Genomic DNA, 21,171 nt, shown 5'->3' with positions numbered 1-21,171 from the left:
TCATTTTATTTCAAAAGAATATTATTATTCTATAACTTATTCGTTTACAACTTCTTCCTCTTTTTGTAATACAGGTAACGGCCTTTTCTTCTTCTTTGACATTATCTCTTTATCAGAAATACGTAAAGAAAATAGTAATGCTACGAGTAAAAAGATTGCTGATCCAATTAATGCCGCTTGATAAGGTAAGAAATCTGCCTGTGCATTATTCTGTATTTCATTACTTCCAAATCCAGATAATATGCTAGCTAATACAGCAACTCCTATTGCTGAACCTAATCGATTTTGCACATTGAATATAGTCGTTGCTCTTCCCATAGAAGGTGGCGTTATATTGTTAAATGCAGAAAATTGAACTGCACCGACAGACTGACCTAAGAAAATACCGATACCAAACAATAATGCCCGTATTTGCCAAGGATTTGTATCGTGATTTACAAAACTTAATAATACAAAGATAACCGCTGTACAAGCTAATCCAATAGAAATTACTTTGCGAGCTCCTAATTTCTTATATGACCATGGTACAATCTGTGACGATATCATTAATCCAATCGCCTCTGGGAATGTCGTAAGACCTGATTCCAGTGCGGAAACCCCTATTACATTTTGATACATAAGCGGAAAAACAAATAACATTCCTAGTAAACCAGCGGATGAAAACAATGAAATTAGACTCATTTTTCTAAAGACTGGTTCTTTTAATAAGCGTAAATCTAACATCGGTTGCTGTACTTTAAGTTCTACGATGATAAACAATGTAATGAATATAATCCCAGCTATTCCAGTACTTATAATCTCTGGAGAAACCCAGCCTTTTGATGGACCTTGGCTAAGTGCATAGATTAGCATCGCAAATCCTGGTGCTGAAAGAACAAAACCGAGAGAATCAAAGCGACCAGCTGATTTTTCAATATGCTCTTTTAAAAATAGTAGACCGAATAGTAACGCTACGATTCCAAACGGTACATTAATATAAAATGCCCAGCGCCAAGACATTTGATCTACAAAGAAACCACCAATAATTGGTCCTACTGCCGGTGCGACAGCAATTGGCAACACAATAAACCGTGAAATTTTCGGCCTTTCCTCTGGTGAAAATGTTCGGAATAACATCGCCATCCCCACCGGTGTTAAAAGCCCCCCACCAGCACCTTGCATGATACGAAAAATATTCAATGAAGTAATATCGTTCGCTACACCGCATAATGCAGACGCAGTTGTAAATACGAAAAGAGCGGTTAGAAATACTCTTTTCGTACCAAAGCGATCTCCTAACCAACCAGAAATAGGAAGGAAAACAGCTAAGCTAACTAAATACCCAACATTAACTGTCCCCATAGCAGATGGAGGAACTTGTAATTCTTTACTTATCGTTTGCAGTGCTACATTCACAATTGTTGCATCCATCGCAGCCATAAACATCGCTGTTATATATACGATACTTACAACTACTTTCGGATTTATTTTTTCCTTCATTATCGTTTTCCTACTAATATTTTTTCGCCAACTTGATTACTTTTTGGATTCAAATCTTCCCACTTATTTTCAACATATTGTAAACAATCATTCCTACTAGCCTCTTCATGTACGACATTCCAACCAATAGGTACTTCGAGAAAGACAGGCCAGAGAGAATACTGACCCTCCTCATTTTTTAATACTTTATATGTGTAATTATCATTTTCGAATGGATTCGTCATACTGTACTTACCCCTTTCTTTTCCTGCAAATATTTCGCCAGTACTTGTCCGATTTCTGTAAGCGGACCTGGCTGACATAAATCTTTATGTCTACAATCAATATCGTGCTGCACAATTCCTCCGTCTAAATAATTTAGCCACGTATTTGGAGAAATTGGATCAAACCAGTCTGGTATAACAGTAGATCTAAAGAATAAAATATCTCCGTTATAAACTTTCGGTACATATTTCCCCAACAATCCTACTGAATTCACATATGTTTCTTTCAAATTCAAAATTGTCTCTTCTTCAAGACTTGCTAATGCACTTCCATCTTTACGAAGTATTTCAACTGCACTTTCCATCGTAAGTGGTTTTCCATCCATATTATCTGGATCATATCCACCTAAAGCAAGTAATGCGATTAATGCTTCTTCTTCAGTAGGTGCTTCCGTATTCGGTAAGAAGTGTCCAGGATAAGAATCCAGCATAACGAGTAATTCTACTTCTTCTCCTTCATTTTGTAGTTGCGCTGCCATTGCATGAACAACATTTCCTCCAAGTGACCAACCGAGTAACCGATATGGTCCGTGAGGCTGTACTTCACGAATGTGTTTTAAATAATCCGCCGCCATCTCCTCTAAACTTTTTGGAAGTTTTTCATTTTTAGCGATACCACGTGCTTGAACACCATAGATTGGATAATCTGTTCCTAAAGATTTCATAAGTCCTGCATAGCACCAACTTAATCCACCTGCTGGGTGTACACAAAATAGTGGTAATTGGTCTCCGCTTGCTCGTAATGGAAGCAACACATCAAGTGCACTTTGACCATTTCCCATTTCAAGTCTTTCCGCAAGCCCTGCAACAGTAGGTGCTGCAAATAAAGTTCCAATATTTAGTTCCACTCCAAGCGCTTCTTTAATTCGGCTCATAAGCTGCACTGCAAGAAGTGAATGACCACCAAGATCAAAGAATCCGTCATCAATTCCAATTTGAGGTACACTTAAAATCTCTGTAAATAAGTCACATAACATTTCTTCTTGCGGTGTTCTTGGTCCACGACTAGAAGATGATGCGATAAATTCTGGAGCTGGCAATGCCTTTCTATCTAATTTACCGTTTGGAGTTAAAGGTAACTTATTTACTACTACAAAAGCGTATGGAACCATGTAATCTGGTAAACTACCTCCAGCATATTGACGCATTTCATTCGTATCAATCATTTCATAATTAGATGCGACAATATATGAAACCAACCGTTTATCCCCTGGTTGATCTTCCCGTACAATAACGGCTACTTGCTCAACTTTAGGATGTTTCATTATGACCGCTTCTATTTCCCCTAATTCAATTCGGAATCCACGAATTTTTATTTGGTGATCTGCACGTCCTATATAATCTAGCGTCCCATCTTTACGCCAACGCGCTAAGTCTCCTGTACGATACATTCTTGTACCTGACTTACCAAATGGATCTGCGATAAAGCGTTCTGCAGTTAAGCCCGCTCTTCCTAAATAACCACGAGCAAGCCCAGCACCTGCAACATACATTTCTCCCACTACTCCAGGTGGCACTGGTTGTAAATAGTTGTCTAATACGTATACTTTAAGGTCTGGTATACTGCAACCAATTAAACTATTCGCGCGTAAAGAAACAATATTCTCATCTAACTCAATATAACTAACATGTACTGTCGTCTCTGTAATACCGTACATATTAATAAGCTTTGGTGCGTTATGAGGATGTCGACTATACCAATCTTCTAATCGACTTAACTCAAGTGCTTCTCCTCCAAAAACAACATATCGTAAAGATAATCTTTGACCAATTTCTTCATTTTCACGATCCGCTTGCATCAATTGATAGAACGCTGATGGAGTTTGGTTTAAAACAGTAACCTTTTCCTTAACAAGAAGTTGTAAAAATTCTTTCGGCGAACGACTAACAGTATGTGGTACAACGACAAGACGCCCTCCATATAATAAAGGTCCCCAAATTTCCCAAACGGAGAAATCAAAAGCGTATGAATGGAACATCGTCCACACATCATCTGCATCAAACTGGAACCAATGATCAGTTGCTCCTAAAAGTCTTACTACGTTTTGGTGGGGTATCATAACGCCTTTCGGTCTACCTGTTGAGCCTGACGTATAAATAACGTAAGCAATATGTGAAGGCGATAATGGCTTCATGCGCTCCATTTCATCAATATTATCTTCACTATATTTCACTATTTCTTTTATTACTTTCTCATCATCCACTAAAATTTTCAGTTCCTCATCACATTCAATTTCCACATCTGAATTTGTTAAAACACATGATGGTTTCGCATCGTGGAGCATAAATGAAATACGTTCAGACGGGTAATCTGGATCTAATGGAAGATAACCTGCTCCTGCTTTAAGAACCGCGAGTAAACTCACAACCATATTTAAAGATCTCGGCATCGCTAATGCAACAAGTTGATTAGGACCGACTCCTTTTGTTATTAGCAATCGAGCTATTTTATTCGCTTTTTTATTCAATTCTTCATAAGTTAATTTTTCATCTTCAAAGACGACAGCAATAGAATTTGGATTTATATAAGCCTGTTTTTCAAATAATTGTGGTAATGTCATTTCTGGTACAATTTGAAAACCACCATTCCACTTTTCTAACACTGTATTTTTCTCTGCTAAAGTTAATATTTCTAATCTACCAATTGATTGATCCTGATTTTTCGCCGCATCGTCTAATAACAGAATGTATCTTTCTATTAATTTTTGAATCGTTTCACGTTTATATAAATCAGTACTAAACTCTAACAATCCGTGTAAGCCATTTGGAGTACCATCAACTCCGTTACTCTCGCTAATTTCAATTGTTAGATCAAATTTCGCAGAGCCGACGCTTTGAATTTCAAGGTTCGCTTCTATATTTGGAGCATCAAAGGTTGCTTCTGGCGTATTTTGGAAAGCTAACATAACTTGAAACAGTGGATGACTATTTCGTGTACGTACTGGATTTAACACTTCAACAAGTCGTTCAAATGGTACATCTTGATTTTCATAAGCTGCAAGATTTACTTGCTTCACTCTATTCAATAATTCTTTAAAACTTGGATCTCCTGATGTATTTGTACGTAACACTAATGTATTTACAAATAAACCGACAATATCAGAGAGAGCATCATCGTTTCTTCCAGCAATCGGACTACCGATTGGTATATCAGTACCTGCACCTAATCTTGTAAATAGTGCACTAAGTCCTGCTTGCAACACCATAAACAAACTAACTCCGTTTTTCCGTGCAAGCTCTATTAACCTGCTATGCATACCCCCATCTATTTGAAAATGAATTGTTTCTCCGCGGTAACTCGTTTCAATTGGACGCTGGTAATCTGTAGGCAATTCCAATTGATCTGGTAAACCCTTTAACTCTTGTTTCCAAAAATCTAATTGTGTTGAAATGAGACTCTCTCGTGTAGTTTCATCACCTAGCAATTGCTGTTGCCATAGTGCATAATCTGCGTATTGAACTGGAAGTGTCTCCAGCTGTACTCTCTCTCCTTGACATCGTGCTTTATAGGCCGCTGTAAAATCTCTTGTTAACGGTTGTAATGACCAGCCATCCCCAACAATATGGTGCAATAGAATTAGTAATACATGTTCGTTTTCATTCACTGTAAATAGCTGCAAACGAACTGCTGGTTCAACATCGAGGTTAAAGCTATATCTTACCGCCTCTGCAAGCACACTTTCTAATTCATCTTTACACGTTCTTGTTATAATCATTTCTAAATTTAAATTTTCCATATCTAAAATTTTCTGATAGGAACTCCCTAATACGTTAGGGAAAATCGTTCTAAGCGTTTCATGTTTCTCAACTACATCGTAAAAGGCACCTTGCAATGCTTCTTCGTTCAACTTTCCAGATAAACGAATGACTAACGGAATATTATAAGTAGGGCTTGGACCTTCTAAACAATTTAAGAACCATAACCTACGCTGCGCAAATGAAAGTGGAACTTCATTTGGTCTACTTACTTTCTTAATAGCTGGTCTTGCACATTTTGCTCGGTCTAATTGTTTCGCTAGTTCTGCAACAGTTGGCGATTCAAATAGTTTTCCAATTCCTAATTCGACACTTAACGTTTCACGAATTCTTGCCATTAAACGAGATGCGAGAAGCGAATGGCCTCCCATTTCAAAGAAATTATCATCAATGCTAATACGAGAAACACCAAGTACTTCTGCAAATAAATCACATAATATTTCTTCTTTCGGATTTCTAGCAACTCTCTCCTTATTCATTTCATTAAAATCAGGAGCTGGTAATTTCTTTCTATCAACCTTTCCATTTGGTGTTAATGGTAATTCTTCTAACAACACAAACGCTGAAGGTACCATATAATTCGCTAAACTTTCTGAAACATAAGAACGAATTTCTGCAAAGTTAATTGTATCCTTCTGTTCAGCAACGATATACGCAATAATTCGTTTATCATTTGGGCAATCTTCTCGTACCATTACTACTGCTTGTTTAATATTTTCATGTCGTTGTAATACCATTTCAATTTCAGCTAATTCAATTCGGAAACCACGGATCTTTATTTGATGATCTGCTCGGCTCACGTATTCCAGCACACCATCGTTACGCCATTTCACAAGATCACCTGTGCGGTACATGCGCTTCCCTCGTTCTCCAAAAGGATTTGCAACAAATCGTTCAGCCGTTAACTCTGGTTTTCCTAAATAGCCGTTCGCAAGTCCTTCTCCAGCAATATATAGTTCACCAATTACTCCAGGTGGTACTGGTTGTAATCCTGCATCTAATACATATACATCTGTACTCCAAATCGGTTTTCCAATAGGAGGTATACCAATTTCATTTTCATCGATGTTCTTGAAAGTAGACCAAATAGTCGTTTCAGTAGGTCCATATAAGTTTGTAATAGAGCAACCTAATTCTTTTAATGTATTTGCTAAATGAGCTGGAAGTGCTTCACCACCAACGAGCACTTTTAGCCCTTGTAGTCTATCTGGATATTCCATTACTAACGCCTGCCAAAGGGTCGGTGTAGCTTGCATAATTGTCGCTCTTTCTTCTTGCAACAATGCGGTTAACACAGATGGTTCTTGAATTACTTCTTTTTGTGCGATTGTTAAACTTGCACCACTAATAAGAGGTAAATAAATTTCTAGTGCAGAAATATCAAACGCAAACGTTGTAACTGCTAATAAATGATCATTTTCATTTAATGAAAACATATTGTCCATAGCCAATAAAAAGTTACTTAAAGCTCTCATAGGAACAATTACACCTTTTGGATTTCCAGTTGATCCTGAAGTGTAAATTGTATAAGCTGGGTTTAAAAGTGATTCGTCCTTTATAAATGGTAGATTCATATAAGAATATGCTTTTAATGCTAGTTCTGTTTCTTCGCTATCTAATTCGATTTTTTTTATATCATTTTCTATAACTAAAGCAGATGAATGTGTGATGATACACACTGGTTTTGCATCATTTACAATATAATTGATTCGTTCAGCTGGATATTCTGGATCTATCGGTAAATACGCTGCACCAGCCTTTAAAACTGCTAGCATACTAACTACCATTTCTATTGATCGTGGAAACACTAAAGCTACGAACTGATTTGCCCCTATTCCTTCTTCTACTAAATAGTGCGCCAGTTCATTTGCTCGTTCATTTAGCTCATTATACGTAAGGTCTACTCCGTTACACATAACCGCTATTTTATTTGGATTTTTTCGCACTTGATTTTCAAATAAAATAGGTAAAGGGATTAACTCTTCAGCTTCTTTAGTCTTATTCCATTCCATTAGAACTTTATGATTTTCTTCAGGAAGAGTAATGTTTATATTTCCAATCGACTCGTCTTTTTGATCATCATTTATCACTAATTCTAATAACTTCATAAATCTCTCTTTATGTAACGCTAGTTCCGCGCCACTATATACTTCCGGATTCGCATCAAAATGAATCATTAACTCATTTTCATCGAAACGTTTATAAACATTTATCGATAAATCATCGACAGGTCCTGCTGATAAATTATGTGTAATACCACGATTCCCAGCAAAATTAAGCCCATAATCAAAAGGCATAACATTCACTAACGGCCCGAATAACCTTTGATTTTCACCTAGTAACTTTAAGTCTCTTCTTAATTCCTCATGACGATATTTATGATGACGACGTACGTCTCGGATTTCTTTAGAAACTTGCTGTAATAATTCCGCAAGCGTTATATTTGGAGTTACAGTGAGGCAAAGTGGTACTAAATTCATTACCATACTCGGTGTATAAATAGATGCAGAACCGAGACGCCCCATCATCGGTAAACCTAAAACAATATCATTTGCACCTGTTAATTTATGCATATAAATACTTGTTACAGCGACAATAAATTCTGGCCAACTTGTTAACGAAACATTAATATCTTCTAGTAAAGCTTTCGTACTAGAACTGGATAAATAAGCTGTTTCTCGTAAAAATCCATTTGATGTTCTCGGCGCTCTTTCTGCTAAACTTACAACTTCTGGTTCATCTGCAAACTTCTCTAACCAAAAAGCACGATCTTCCTGAATTAGTTTAGAATCCTGATACTCAATATCTTCTTGTACAATTTTTGAAATAGAACCAAATGGCTTTTCATTCTTATTTGTTTCTTCTATAAGTGATGTATACTCTTTCGCTACCTTTTGGCTAAGAAGTGAAAATCCATAGCCATCCATCACAATGTGATGGATGCGCTGATACCAAAAGAAACGATTATTTTCAACTTGAATAAGTGCTTCAGTAAATAATGCATCTGTTTTCAAATCGACTGGCATAGATAAATCATTTTTCATCCATACTTTAGCAGCTTTTTCAGGATTTTCTTCTTTACGAGCGTCAATAAAATGCATATGAAACTGTAATTCTTCAATAACTTGCCATGGGCCCATTTCATCCTCTTCGAAACGAACATGTAGTGCTTCTGCTTCTGTTACAACTTTACGTACTGCTAATTCGAAAATTTCTTGATTAACATTTCCGCTTATTTCAACATACTCTCCAGTATTATAAATCGGATTGAGCGGATCTAATTGCTGTGCAAACCACATACCAGTCTGCGCAGATGATAACGAATGACGAACCTTTTGACTATTAGGCATTCTTTACTACCCCTTTATTATGTAGTCTATATTAAAGTACATGTTCTGTTTGCGGAGATAATAAACGGTACCAATCAACAACAGTTGGGCTCTCTGCTAAATCCGCAAAAGTGATTTCTTTTCCTTCACGACGCCACTTCTCTACTAAACTCATAATTCTGACCGAATCAAGTCCTCTATTTAATAAATCTTCATCAGTCTCAACACTTTCTACTGGTTCACGAAGTAATTGTGCAACTAGTTCATGTACTTCCTGTAAAGTGATTCCTTCACTCTTATCGCCTTTTACATTTTGTAAATCTTTTAACAGTAAGTTGGTTGATGTCGTCACTGCACATCTATTAGATGCATACTGTAATGCTTGTTTATGATGCTCTAATGAAAAATCAGCAACTGCATCTGCTACAAAGAACGGCTCTATGCCATCCATAAACGCTTCACAAGCTGTTAAAAGGCAGCCAATATGCGCATAAATACCGCAAATAATAAGTTGATCTCTTCCTTGCTCATTTAAAATTTCTAATAGATTTGTCTTTTTAAATGCACTATATCTCCATTTCGTTAAGAATATATCATTCTCATCAGGAGTAAGTTCATCCACAATTTTCTTTTTATCTGGTCCAGCAGGAATACCATCACCCCAGAAGTCTTGTAATAACCCTCGTTGTTCTAACGTTTGTCCACCTGGCTGAGCTGTATAAACAACTGGGATACCAAGTTCCTTACATCTTTCTCTTATCACCTTAATATTTGAAATGAGTTCTACTTTCGGTGATTCTTTATCGCTATATGCATCAAGAAAATATTCTTGCATGTCATGGATTAAAAGAACCGCACGTTTTGGATCTGGAGTCCAATTCACTTTATTTTTTGGTAGTTCTGATTCAACTGGCATTTTGTATACTGAAATAGATGGGATAGCCATCTAATCACTTCCTTCCAATTTTTATATTCTTTATCGTTTTATCGTAATAAGTTTTTCAGCAATGACTTTACGTAATTCTTTTTTGCTTACCTTTCCAACACCTGTTTGCGGGAATGATTCAATAAATTCAATTCGATCTGGAATTTTATAAGCTGCTATACCGCGTTCTCTTAAAAACATTTTTAATTCACTTACTGTCGGAGCTTGTCCGCGAGCTATAACAAATGCACAAGTACGTTCCCCTAAATACTCGTCAGGCATTGATACAATTGCAACATCATGTACTGCATCATGTGCTAATAGGTGATTTTCAACCTCTTCCGCAGCAACTTTCTCACCACCACGGTTAATTTGATCTTTATCCCTACCTTCTACAATGATGTAACCTTGTTCATTTACTTTCACAAGATCTCCTGTGCGATAAAATCCATCCTTTGTAAATGACCGTGCATTATGCTCTTCTGCTTTATAATAGCCTCGAATTGTATATGGTCCTCTTGTTAATAAACTTCCTACTTCACCAACGTTTACATCGCTATCATTTTCATCAACAACCCTTACTTCGTCGTATGTAGACATCGGTCTACCTTGTGTATAAATGATGATTTCTTCCGGATCATTTAATCTTGTGTAATTTACTAAACCTTCTGCCATACCGAACACTTGCTGTAACGTACATCCAAATGTAGGACGTATACGTTTTGCAACTTCGGCGCCAAATTTCGCACCACCAACCTGAATCACTTCTAGGCTCGATAAATCGTTATTACGAGAAGATGCAGCATCAAGCCAGATCATTGCTAATGGCGGAACGAGAGCAGTAATCGTGACTTTTTCTTTTTCTATTAGAGCAAATGCCTCGTCTGGACTACCTCCAGTTGCTAGCACTACTTTTCCACCCGCATAGAAAGTTCCAAATGTCCCTGGAGAACTCATCGGGTAATTGTGCGCTACTGGAAGAACTGCCATATAGACGCTATCCGTATTCAAATTACAAATTTCAGCGCTAACACGTAAACTATAAATATAGTCATCATGTGTTCTAGGAATTAATTTAGAAAGTCCTGTTGTCCCTCCTGACAATTGGAGAAACGCAACATCACTTGGCTGAACTTCTGGTAATGGAATAGAATCTATATACAGATCACTTATGTTCACAAACTCTTCTTCTTCTCCCACTACAATTACATGTTGTAAAGTTGACACTTTCTCTTTCACTTCTCTTGCTAGTTTTCGATAATCAAAGCCGAGAGCCTTATCTGAAATAACGTAAGCACTCGCCTCACCAAACTCACAAAAATAACTAATTTCACTGCTTCGATGTGAAGGTAGTGCAAAGACAGGAAGTGCTCCAATTCGAAATAGCGCAAAACATATTTCGAAAAACTCGATAACGTTAGGTAATTGGATTACAACTCGATCCTCTTGTTTTATTCCTAAATTCAGTAAACCTGACGCTAAGCGATCTACTTTTTTATCAAGCTCACTGTACGATATATGCGTATTACCACTTACAACCGCAATTTGATCTCCATATTTTTCAGCACGCTCTCTTAACACCCCGCCAAATGTTTCACCAAGCCAACACCCTTCTTCTCGATAGCGATTAGCAAATTCTTTTGGCCATTTTGTATAACCTGTCAACATTCTTTCTCCCCCCTATTTTTCATTCAATGAATTATCACTTAACCCTAGAGCCTTCAGCATTGTTTGGAACTTAGCTGATGTTTCTGCTAACTCATCTTCTGGTTTTGACTCAGCCACAACTCCCGCTCCTGCAAATAATCTAAGTGTATTTTCTTGCACTTCAGCACAACGAATTGTAACAATCCATTCACCATCTCCATTTAAATCGCTCCACCCTAGCATTCCTGTAAAGAATTCACGGTCAAATGGCTCAATTTTTTGAATCGCCTCTCTCGCTTCTTCCATAGGCGTTCCGCAAACTGCTGGCGTAGGATGTAGTGCAATTGCTAATTCTAAAGAAGTAGTATTCGGATCCTTTAGTTCACCTTTCACTTCAGTAGACAAATGCCACATCGCTTCACTATGAATAACGGATGGTTTTTCTGGAACATGTAATGTGTGACAGTATGGACGAAGCGCAGCAGCTACCGCTTCTACTACTACCGCATGTTCATGTAAATCTTTTGGAGAAGAAAGTAACTCCTCTGCTCTTCTTTTATCTTCAACTGGATCATCACTACGTGGTCTTGAACCAGCTAACGGATTAGAAATAACTTGCATACCATTACGGGAAACGAGTAACTCAGGACTTGCTCCAATTAATGTCTTACTATTCTCGTTTTCATCTTTCGGTAAATTAACAGCAAATGTATAACCGTGCTTATTATGCTCTGCTAATTCTCGAAGAAGCTTTTGCTTATCAATCATTTCAGAAGATTTAACATCTAACGATCTGGATAGAACGATTTTTTTTAAATCTCCGTCTTGTATTTTTTCAATTCCTTGCCTCACACCATTCATATACACTTCAGGATCTGGTACAGGCGTCATTTCAAATGTTAAGTTCTCATTTGTTTCAAGCTGATTTGTTGTATCTAATTGTAATCGTTCAGATATTCTGCTATATTCTGGTACGATAAGTTGAACTTCTTTTCTACGATCAAATGGCAAAGCACCAACAACGATAGGATTCGGATTTCCAGCTTGTTTTGCATTACGTAATACTGCCTGTACTAGTTCTGGAAAACTTTCAATTTCACGATGCTTTATTGTAGTAAACTCTCCTTCTGTCAATATTGTTCGAGTAGGTGAAGCGAAAAAGAATGAAGATTCAGTCTTATAATCTTCTAAAAGTTTTTCTGACAGTTCCTTTAAAGCCGTAAATTCATTCATAGTATACTAACCCCCTGAATTTTTTATTAAACGCCTAATGTAGCTCCGCCATCGACACATAAGTTGTGCATTGTAATGTGGCTTGCTTTATCTGAAGCTAAAAACAATACCGCTTCGGCAATTTCTGAAGGCTGTGCAATTTTTTGTAACGGTATACCGATTCTATATGTACTTTGAGAACCAGCAATGATATTTTTTGCTCCATTCTCATCAGCCCATAGTAACCTTTGCATTTCAGTTTCAGTTGAACCTGGAGAAACTAAGTTACAGCGAATGTTATATGCTGCAAGTTCTAATCCTAAACACTTCATAAACATCGTCGTTGCAGCTTTGGATGCCGCATACGCAGCCATATCCATTCTCGGGGTATTTGCTGCATTGGAACCAACTGTAACAATTGCCCCTGACTTTCTTTGCATCATACGTTTACTTACCGCTCGTGACATATAGAAAACTCCTGTAGAATTTACAGAGAATGTTTTATTCCAATCTTCATCACTTAAAGAGTGAATCGCTCCCATACGTAAAACCCCTGCAACATTAACTAATATATCTATCGGTGCTATATCATTTTCAATACCGTTTACCATATCTTCAACTGCGGTACTATCACTCACATCTAAACAAAACGTTTTCATACGTATTTCATTTAATTCATTTTCATTTAAGAGAACATTTAACCCCTCTTCATTTTGATCAACCGCAATAACTGTAGCTCCTCTTTCTAAAAACATTTTGGCAACAACACTACCTATACCTTGGGCTGCACCTGTTACTAAAACCGTTTTCCCATCAAATTCCCCTAAGTTCATTTCCTCTATCCTTTCATTTAAAAATTCATCTAATTAAACAAATTTCGATAATGATTATCATTATCAATGTAAAAAATAATACACTTACTAAACTAATTGGTCAAGTGTACTTTTCATCAAAATATTATTCATTGATAATGTTTTTCATTTAATATTCTTACACCGAAATGATAATCTTTCTCAATAAACTTGTCAACCTATTTTTATTTTTCAGATAAAATATTTTAGTGCTTCTCAATGCAATTACATCTAAAAGTATTAATAAGCACGTACATTAAACATTTAATTCCTACTCCTCTTTGTAAAATTAAAGAAGATAAACTGTAGATACCCTCATTTACAAAGCCTTACCAAAAAATCGAGTATATATTTTCTCAACATTTTTCTGAAAATATCGAGAAAGTATATCTTGCAATTATTGATGTAAGTCTTGTTTATTATTTAAGATTTAATAAATAGTTCGAATATAATGCATCACTTTTTAATATTCCAATATATTCCAAATAGGTATGTCACTCATTTTTCGTCTCAAAAAATTCCAAAGATTATATAACCTATTTAAAACAACTCAAAAAAGCACCCTATTTAACAGGATGCTTTTTCGTAATCATAGTGTTATAGAAGGTTTATATACTTATGCTACGCTGCGATACTCTTCTTCGTGTTCTTTTTTCTGTTTAGGTGCTTGAATTAATATTGCGATAATAAATGATACGACACATAATACGCCGATCACCATGAATGTTGGTTTGAATCCACCTAGAAGTGCACCGATAAAGGAACCTGCAAGCGCTCCAAATCCAAATCCTTGATACACAATTCCATAATTCTTACTATGGTTTTTCATACCGTAGAAATCACCAACAATAGCTGGGAAAATCGTGATATTTCCACCAAAGCAAAACGCTACACTTGCTACACATACGAAGTAAATACCGTAATTTAAATCTACGAAACTTAGAACTAAGACTGAACTTGCCATAACAACAAAAGTGCCAGTAACGATTTTTAAGCGGCCGATTTTATCTGATAACGGCCCTAGAATAATACGACCTAATGTATTGAAGATTGCCACCATAGCCACCGCATTGGCTGCTGTTGCTGCGCTAAGTCCTACAAGTTGAACACCAATATCTTTTACCATACCAATTAAGTATAAGCCACTCATACATGATGTAAATAACATAATAAATAATAAGTATACTTGTTTTGTGCCTAACATTTCTTTCGTTGTATATTCGTGAGTTTTTGTCTCATGAACTGCACCTTGATCAGCAGCTTGATGGATTAAACAAGCTCCAAGGACAATCATAGCTGTAACAATTAAACCCCAGTATATAAATGCTTGTGATACACCAACTGATTCAATTAACTGTGCGTTGACGTATTTAAAGATTAAGCTACCTGAACCATATGCAGAGACAGAAATACCAGCAATTAGACCTTTACGCTTTGGAAACCACTTTATTAAATTGGATAATGAAGTGATATATGCTGTACCATCTGCATAACCTACAACAACACCTGCTAGTACATACAGCAATATTAATGAGGACGCTTGCGAACTAAGTACTAATCCTAGTCCTAATGCTAGTCCAGCTATCATAATAAGTTTACGAAGTCCCCATTTTTCTTGTAATTTACTCGCAAATAAAGTTGAAAATGCTAAGGAAAGACTAGTAATTGAGAACGTTATAGCTACTGCGTTAAGACTCCAACCGTATTTACTAACTAAAGGCTGATTGAATAAACTCCATGTATATATTGTTCCAAGCCCCATTTGTACGATGACTGTGCCAAGTACAACTAGCCATGGATTAACATTTGATTTTTTCATACCTTTCCGCCTCCTCTTTCTATTTCAATGCTGTTCGCTAAATTTACTTTTTTTATGTTCATATTGACCACCTCTTTTGATTTAACACCTTCATTGTATAAGATGTTACCGCTTATGTAAGCACTTACAAGATAGAGCGTCAAAAATATGGAATCAGTTACAGAAAACGAAGGACGAAATACAAAAAACGAATTATTAAATACGTAAATAGCTATTATCATGTTTTTCATCCATACAATTTACAGCTGTTTTATCATCTTTTTTATAAAAATTATGTCTCAAGTTATATCATAGCGAGATTACAAAATTTTAATTTTCCTATACAACCAAAAAAACTATTTTTATACTATGATGCACTTTATTTTTTATAAAATAAAAAATATTTTATTGATAAACAAAACTAAATATTCACTAATATATCTATACGTGGTTTAATATATATAATAAAAAAATAATTCTGTCTTTAATAAGGAGGTACTATGAAAGCAAACGTAGGGGATACTATACTTTTTCACCGAAATAATTTAAAGATTACAGGATCTGTACTAAAACTATATACTGAATCGGTCTTAGTTGAAATTACAGATGTAAGCGGTGGTACTTTTGAATTTGATCGAACAATTGTAAATCATAAAAACTACAAAATTTTAAATACGAATACATAAAACAACACAAAATAGCCCCTGCTTACCAGCAGCGGCTATTTTATATGAAAATATTTCATTAGTTTATATATCCTAAAACACTTACAATCTTACTCGCTTTTAAATTATTAATGTGATAATAAATTTCTAAGCCCCTTCTCTCAGCTCGTAACACTTTACCTTTCATTTTTGATAAATGTTGCGAAACAGTCGATTGTGGAATATTTAGTAATTCTGTTAATTGCGTTACATTACAAGTTTTTCTCGTACTTAATTCATTTACAATTTGTAATCGGATTGGGTGAGCCATAATTTTTAAAATATCTACATCTTCTTCTGAAACTAAACTTTTTCTCATTTCACTCGTATATGTTGTCATAAGACATTCCCCTTTTATGTGAATTTCTCTTATTTAGATCTATTTCCAAAATATTTAAAACTCCGACGAGAAACCTTTATATAAAAATAATAGAATTTTAAATTTTTAAAAACAGAACAAAATACAATTCACTTTATTTATTTGGTACATATACATAATACAATGTTAATATGTGCTCTATGTGAAGTTAGCATAAATTTATAATGAAGATTTTTCAAACAATTCACATGTAACTATATACTTCCTCATAATACTATCCAGTGATTTTAACATATTTTAGGCATTTGTATATACTATCTACAAAATAAATGTTGTTCAGGAGGAATTCAAATGCCAACAATGTTACAAGAAGAAGTTGAAGAAGCGCGCGAAACGTATGTCAGTCGTATCATTTTGGTCGGTGGATCAGCTTTATTTTTAGTAGGTGGTGTTATCTCGGCAATTTCGGCCTTTAAAACTTATAATCGATTGGAAAATACACCGCCTTCTACGGATAACTCCTAAGTGAATTATTTAATTTTGAATAACAAATAAATGCCGTCTCTAAAAAGAGGCGGCATTTATTTCATCATAAGTTCTTTACTAGAAACTCACAAACTATACTTTGAATTACACTTGAACTTACTTCACCACAAACCGAGTCTGACTACACCCATCCTTCTGCTTCGTTACTTCTAATACAGCTGGCATTGCGTTTTTCAGCTCTTGAACGTGTGAAATGACACCGATAAATCGGCCTGATTTTTGTAAGTCAATTAAGGCGTCTACTGCTTTTGTTAATGACTCCTCATCTAGTGAACCGAATCCTTCATCTATAAACATCGTTTCAATGGAAATACCACCTTCATACGATTGAATGACGTCTGCCATTCCAAGCGCTAAGCACAGTGATGCATTAAATTTCTCACCGCCAGATAATGTTTTTACATCGCGTGTTTGGCCAGTGTATGCGTCGTATACATCTAATCCTAATCCACTTTGACGATTTCTCTTTTCAACTCGTTCACTTCGTTTTAAATAAAATTGTCCATTTGATAATTTACGTAATCGTTCGTTTGCAATTTGAACAATTTGTTCTAAATACTCAATTAAGATGTAACGTTCAAATGATATACGGCTTTCGTTATCACCTTTCATTACTTCATATAAATCAACAAGTTCTTGGAAGGCTTTTTCTTCCTCATGAATTTGCTCATCAATACGTCTAATATTTTCATGTAAATCAGAAATATATGTTACCGCATTTTGCGCACGTTGACGTTTTTCTTTAATGATATCAAGATTAATTTCTAAATCTTTTATATGTTCACCTAACGCTGTAATATCCATATACTCTTTATCTTTTAATTCAGCACGTAACTCTTCAATTTGTTTTGCTAGTACTTCAAGAGATGAATAATAGCTTTGAATTTCTTTTTGTAACATCTCCATCTCGGCATCATTTAATTTAGCTTCTTTATACGTAGATTGATCTGTAAATCCGCTCTGCTCAAGCTCTTTCATAAAGCGCACGAAAGTCTCTTCTTTCTTCAATTTTGTACTTTCAAATTGATTAGAAGCACTTTCCTGTTCTGCTTGAATTCGTATATTTTCATTTTGCCAATGTTGATACGCTTCCTGTACTTTCTTCCATTCGTCCTCCATTAATTTGAGTTCATGCATAGCTTGGTCAAACTGGACTTTCCAAGCTTGGACGGTTTGTAAGTTTTCAGGAATATTTTTCTTATCATGTTCATATGACGTACGAAGCTGCATACACTCTATTTCTATTCGGTGCTGCTCTGTTTCTACTTCACGCTTTTGCTTCTGAAGTGCATCTACTTTTTCTTCTACGCTTTTTATATTCACAGCAATTTGCTTACGCGTTTCTTCGCTTGCTTTTAACGTATTCACTTCAGTTGCTAATTGTTTTCCCTTTTGAACAAGCGCACTATATGTTTCAGCTAATTCTTCCGAGCGATAACCTCGCTTCTTAACCTCTTCTATTACTTGCTCATATTGAAGATGATAGAAATTCCATTTCTCCTCTAATTGTACATGTAATTTTTCAGCGGTATTCTTCTTGTCTCTTAAATCATTTAACTCTTTTTCATCGATCGCATCACTTTGTTCTGTAGCCTTTTTCGGATGGTTCGTACTACCACATACTGGACAAGATTCACCATCATGTAAATGAAGTGCTAATATACCAGCTTGTTCATTTAACCAGCGGCGTTCCATATTTTCATATGCGTTCACTGCCATTTGCATCTTATTGTATGCCGCTTCTTTTTCTTGCTCGAATTTTTGCTTTTCTTGCCAAACATCATATGCTTGCTTTAAAACTTTTGCATCTTCTCGCATATTCGTTAGTTCTTCTACTTTAGCTACATATTGCTCAAGTGCTCGTTCTAATTGCTGCAATTCACCAGACATTTGCTGTTTTTGATTTGTATGCTCGTCTAATTGTCGCTCTAAGTTGTGCATACCTTCTTTTAATTTCCCAACTTGAATTTCTGCATTTTGTAAATTCATCTGTTTCTCAGCTAATGATGCAATAATCGGTTGTAACTCTTCTAATCTTTGAACAAGTTTTTTTGCATCTTCTCTCTCAGGTTCTTTATTCTTTAATGCTTCATATTTCTGCTGAGCTAGTTCAAAGCTATTCGTTATATTTTCTTTTTTGGCGATTATCTGTTTTAACAAACTTTCAGCCTTCTGCTCATTTTGTATTGCTTCTTCGTACCATTGTTCAAATGGTAATAAGCGCTTCGCTTCTTCCGCACGTTTAAAAGATGTTTCTTTCATTTCAATAACTGTACGGTTTTCTTGTAAAGTATTATATTTCTCATTCTTTTGTTGTAAATCTATAAATTTCTCATTTACAGATTTCGCTGCATGAAAACGTGTTTCAGCATCTTTTAATTGCTTCGTTAGAACTTCTTGTTCTACTTGTAATTGCTCAACTTCTGCCTTATACACATCTGTTTCTTGTTCTAATACTTCTACTACTTGATGCGTATTTACATGTTCTTGTTCCACTAATGTCTCTAATAATGACCCATCACGAATTGGTAATTTAAAAACATTACGGAAGTATAATTCTCGCTCTTTCTGCTTTTCTTGTAAGACGTCTTTCCATTGTTTTCGTTTTTGATCAAGTAACTCACGCATTAACTTATAACGATCTGTTTTGAAAATACGACGCAAAATTTCTTCTTTGTTTTCTGTCTCAGATGTTAATAGTTTACGGAATTCCCCTTGCGGTAACATAACGATTTGACTAAATTGATGTTTACTTAAACCAATTAAATCTTCTACTTTTTTATTTACATCCGTTACATGGAAACGATCAACAGCTGGAACCTTCTCTTCATCAATCACTTCATATAATTCTACTGCATGTCCCGTAATCGTCTTATTCCCTTGTTTTTTATGTCCAAGTTGGCGTTTTATTTCATAACGTTTCCCTTTTAGCTGAAAGGTTAGTTCTACACTAGTATACATATTATCATCAGCAAATTGACTGCGCAGCATGCTCGTATCACTACGTTCTTCTCCGCTTGCCTCACCATATAACACGTAACAAATCGCATCAAAAATGGTTGTCTTTCCAGCACCTGTATTCCCAGAAATGGCGAAAATACGATGATCTCCAAGATCGTTAAAATCGATTACTTCTTTCTGTTTATATGGTCCAAATGCTGTCATAATAAGCTGAATCGGTCTCATCCTCGTTCACCTTCCCGTTCTTGCACTGTTTGTAGTACCTCTACAAATAGACGTTCTTTCTCTTCTGATAAATCTAAGCCTTTCATTTCTTTATAAAAAGCCTTTAATAGCGATAAATCATCCGTTTTATGTCTTGAAACTGTTACTTCATTTGACTCTGTGAACTCTCGTCTTTGAATAGATCTTTCAACATGCATTGCATTTGGATATACAGAGCGTATTTTTTCCATTGGCTGCAAGACAGGATTTTCATCTAATAATTTTACAAACACGTAATCTTCACTTATTGGATGTTGTAACAATGCATCTATTTTTGCTTCTACTGTTCGCATTTTAAGGCGTGGTGTAAGTAACCTTTTTTCAATTGTTACTTCACCTTGCTCGCCCAGTTCTACAATATAATATCCTTTTTTATGTTTTTCTTCAGAAATAGAATATGCAAGTGGCGAACCTGAATATCGAATTGTCTCATTACGTACGAAATGCGCTTGATGTAAATGTCCAAGCGCTGTGTAATGAAACTTATCAAAATAATGACTATTTACGTATTCAGCACCACCAATTGAAAGTGGTCGTTCTGCATCACTTGTATTCTCCTCTGCTTCTCCCGCAGAAGTTACAAATGCATGACCTACAAATACATGTCTAGCTTCTTTATCCATCGTTTCAGAAAGCTCATTCATAAAAATACGCATCGCATCATCATGTGAACGTACGTCTTCATTTTTCAATACGTGTCTAACTATGCTTGGATCAGCATATGGAACGAGATGGAAGTGAACCTCACCATGTTCATCATTTAATATAATTGGATCATATGGAAATTGAAATTGTCCCACAATAAATAGTCCTTGTTTCTTCATTAAACTACTACCAAAATGAATACGATCAGGACTATCATGGTTACCTGCAACCGCAATAACTGGTGTTTGTAAGTCAATCACTATTTTTTGTAACACATCATTTAATAAGTCTACTGCTTCTGTTGGTGGAATTGCTCGGTCGTATAAATCTCCTGCAATAATTACGGCATCTGGTTTTTCTTCTTCAACAGCTTGTACAAACTGATCTAATACAATCTTTTGATCTTCAGTCATATACACGCCATGAACAAGCTTTCCTAAGTGCCAATCCGCTGTATGAAATAACTTCATAT

At 35.7% G+C, this 21,171-nt stretch carries 13 protein-coding genes; 2 read left to right on the top strand and 11 right to left on the bottom strand.

Annotation, left to right across the window (positions count from 1 at the left end; translation table 11 throughout):
* Positions 1–36: 36 nt before the first annotated feature.
* The 8 genes from MR115_RS00135 to MR115_RS00100 form a co-directional block, all read right to left on the bottom strand.
* Positions 37–1,479: an MDR family MFS transporter gene (locus MR115_RS00135; protein ID WP_242239164.1), complete on the bottom strand. Its 1,443-nt coding sequence runs from the start codon at positions 1,477–1,479 to the stop codon at positions 37–39.
* Positions 1,479–1,703 carry an MbtH family protein gene (locus tag MR115_RS00130; protein ID WP_242239163.1) on the bottom strand — a complete coding sequence of 75 codons (225 nt, stop codon included), beginning with the start codon at positions 1,701–1,703 and terminating at the stop codon, positions 1,479–1,481. The genes MR115_RS00135 and MR115_RS00130 overlap by 1 nt, the downstream gene beginning before the upstream one ends.
* Positions 1,700–8,848 carry an amino acid adenylation domain-containing protein gene (locus tag MR115_RS00125; protein WP_242239162.1) on the bottom strand — a complete coding sequence of 2,383 codons (7,149 nt, stop codon included), beginning with the start codon at positions 8,846–8,848 and terminating at the stop codon, positions 1,700–1,702. The genes MR115_RS00130 and MR115_RS00125 overlap by 4 nt, the downstream gene beginning before the upstream one ends.
* Before the next feature lie 31 nt (positions 8,849–8,879).
* The gene (locus tag MR115_RS00120; protein ID WP_242239161.1) at positions 8,880–9,773 is read right to left on the bottom strand and encodes an isochorismatase family protein; all 894 of its coding nucleotides are present in this window, start codon (positions 9,771–9,773) and stop codon (positions 8,880–8,882) included.
* 30 nt (positions 9,774–9,803) lie between these two features.
* Entirely contained in the window at positions 9,804–11,420 is a 1,617-nt protein-coding gene (locus MR115_RS00115; protein WP_242239160.1) for a (2,3-dihydroxybenzoyl)adenylate synthase, read from the bottom strand.
* A 12-nt stretch (positions 11,421–11,432) separates the two neighbouring features.
* Complete coding sequence (gene dhbC, locus MR115_RS00110; RefSeq protein ID WP_242239159.1) at positions 11,433–12,632, bottom strand: isochorismate synthase DhbC; 1,200 nt, start codon at positions 12,630–12,632, stop codon at positions 11,433–11,435.
* 26 nt (positions 12,633–12,658) lie between these two features.
* The gene (dhbA, locus tag MR115_RS00105) at positions 12,659–13,444 is read right to left on the bottom strand and encodes a 2,3-dihydro-2,3-dihydroxybenzoate dehydrogenase (protein WP_242239157.1); all 786 of its coding nucleotides are present in this window, start codon (positions 13,442–13,444) and stop codon (positions 12,659–12,661) included.
* Positions 13,445–14,078: 634 nt separating this feature from the next.
* The gene (locus MR115_RS00100) at positions 14,079–15,281 is read right to left on the bottom strand and encodes an L-lactate MFS transporter (RefSeq protein WP_242239155.1); all 1,203 of its coding nucleotides are present in this window, start codon (positions 15,279–15,281) and stop codon (positions 14,079–14,081) included.
* 479 nt (positions 15,282–15,760) lie between these two features.
* On the opposite strand from MR115_RS00100, the gene MR115_RS00095 reads away from it, so the two are divergent.
* Positions 15,761–15,946 carry a YkvS family protein gene (locus tag MR115_RS00095; protein WP_061679135.1) on the top strand — a complete coding sequence of 62 codons (186 nt, stop codon included), beginning with the start codon at positions 15,761–15,763 and terminating at the stop codon, positions 15,944–15,946.
* Between the two features lie 58 nt (positions 15,947–16,004).
* Here the strand turns inward: MR115_RS00095 and MR115_RS00090 are convergent, their stop codons facing one another.
* Entirely contained in the window at positions 16,005–16,304 is a 300-nt protein-coding gene (locus MR115_RS00090) for an ArsR/SmtB family transcription factor (protein WP_000214798.1), read from the bottom strand.
* A 330-nt stretch (positions 16,305–16,634) separates the two neighbouring features.
* Between MR115_RS00090 and MR115_RS00085 the strand changes: the two genes are divergently transcribed.
* Positions 16,635–16,808 carry a hypothetical protein gene (locus MR115_RS00085; protein WP_001142748.1) on the top strand — a complete coding sequence of 58 codons (174 nt, stop codon included), beginning with the start codon at positions 16,635–16,637 and terminating at the stop codon, positions 16,806–16,808.
* Positions 16,809–16,925: 117 nt separating this feature from the next.
* On the opposite strand, the gene MR115_RS00080 is transcribed toward MR115_RS00085, so the two are convergent.
* Both MR115_RS00080 and MR115_RS00075 read right to left on the bottom strand, forming a co-directional pair.
* The gene (locus MR115_RS00080) at positions 16,926–20,015 is read right to left on the bottom strand and encodes an SbcC/MukB-like Walker B domain-containing protein (RefSeq protein ID WP_242239154.1); all 3,090 of its coding nucleotides are present in this window, start codon (positions 20,013–20,015) and stop codon (positions 16,926–16,928) included.
* Positions 20,012–21,169 carry an exonuclease SbcCD subunit D gene (locus MR115_RS00075; RefSeq protein WP_242239152.1) on the bottom strand — a complete coding sequence of 386 codons (1,158 nt, stop codon included), beginning with the start codon at positions 21,167–21,169 and terminating at the stop codon, positions 20,012–20,014. Before MR115_RS00075 ends, MR115_RS00080 begins: the two co-directional genes overlap by 4 nt.
* Between the last annotated feature and the right edge of the window lie 2 nt (positions 21,170–21,171).

Origin of the sequence: Bacillus cereus group sp. BfR-BA-01309 (assembly GCF_022664315.1) — a bacterium.
Taxonomy (GTDB): domain Bacteria; phylum Bacillota; class Bacilli; order Bacillales; family Bacillaceae_G; genus Bacillus_A; species Bacillus_A mobilis.
The sequence above is the reverse complement of the archived record's forward strand: the minus strand, read 5'-3'. Positions and strand labels throughout refer to the sequence as shown.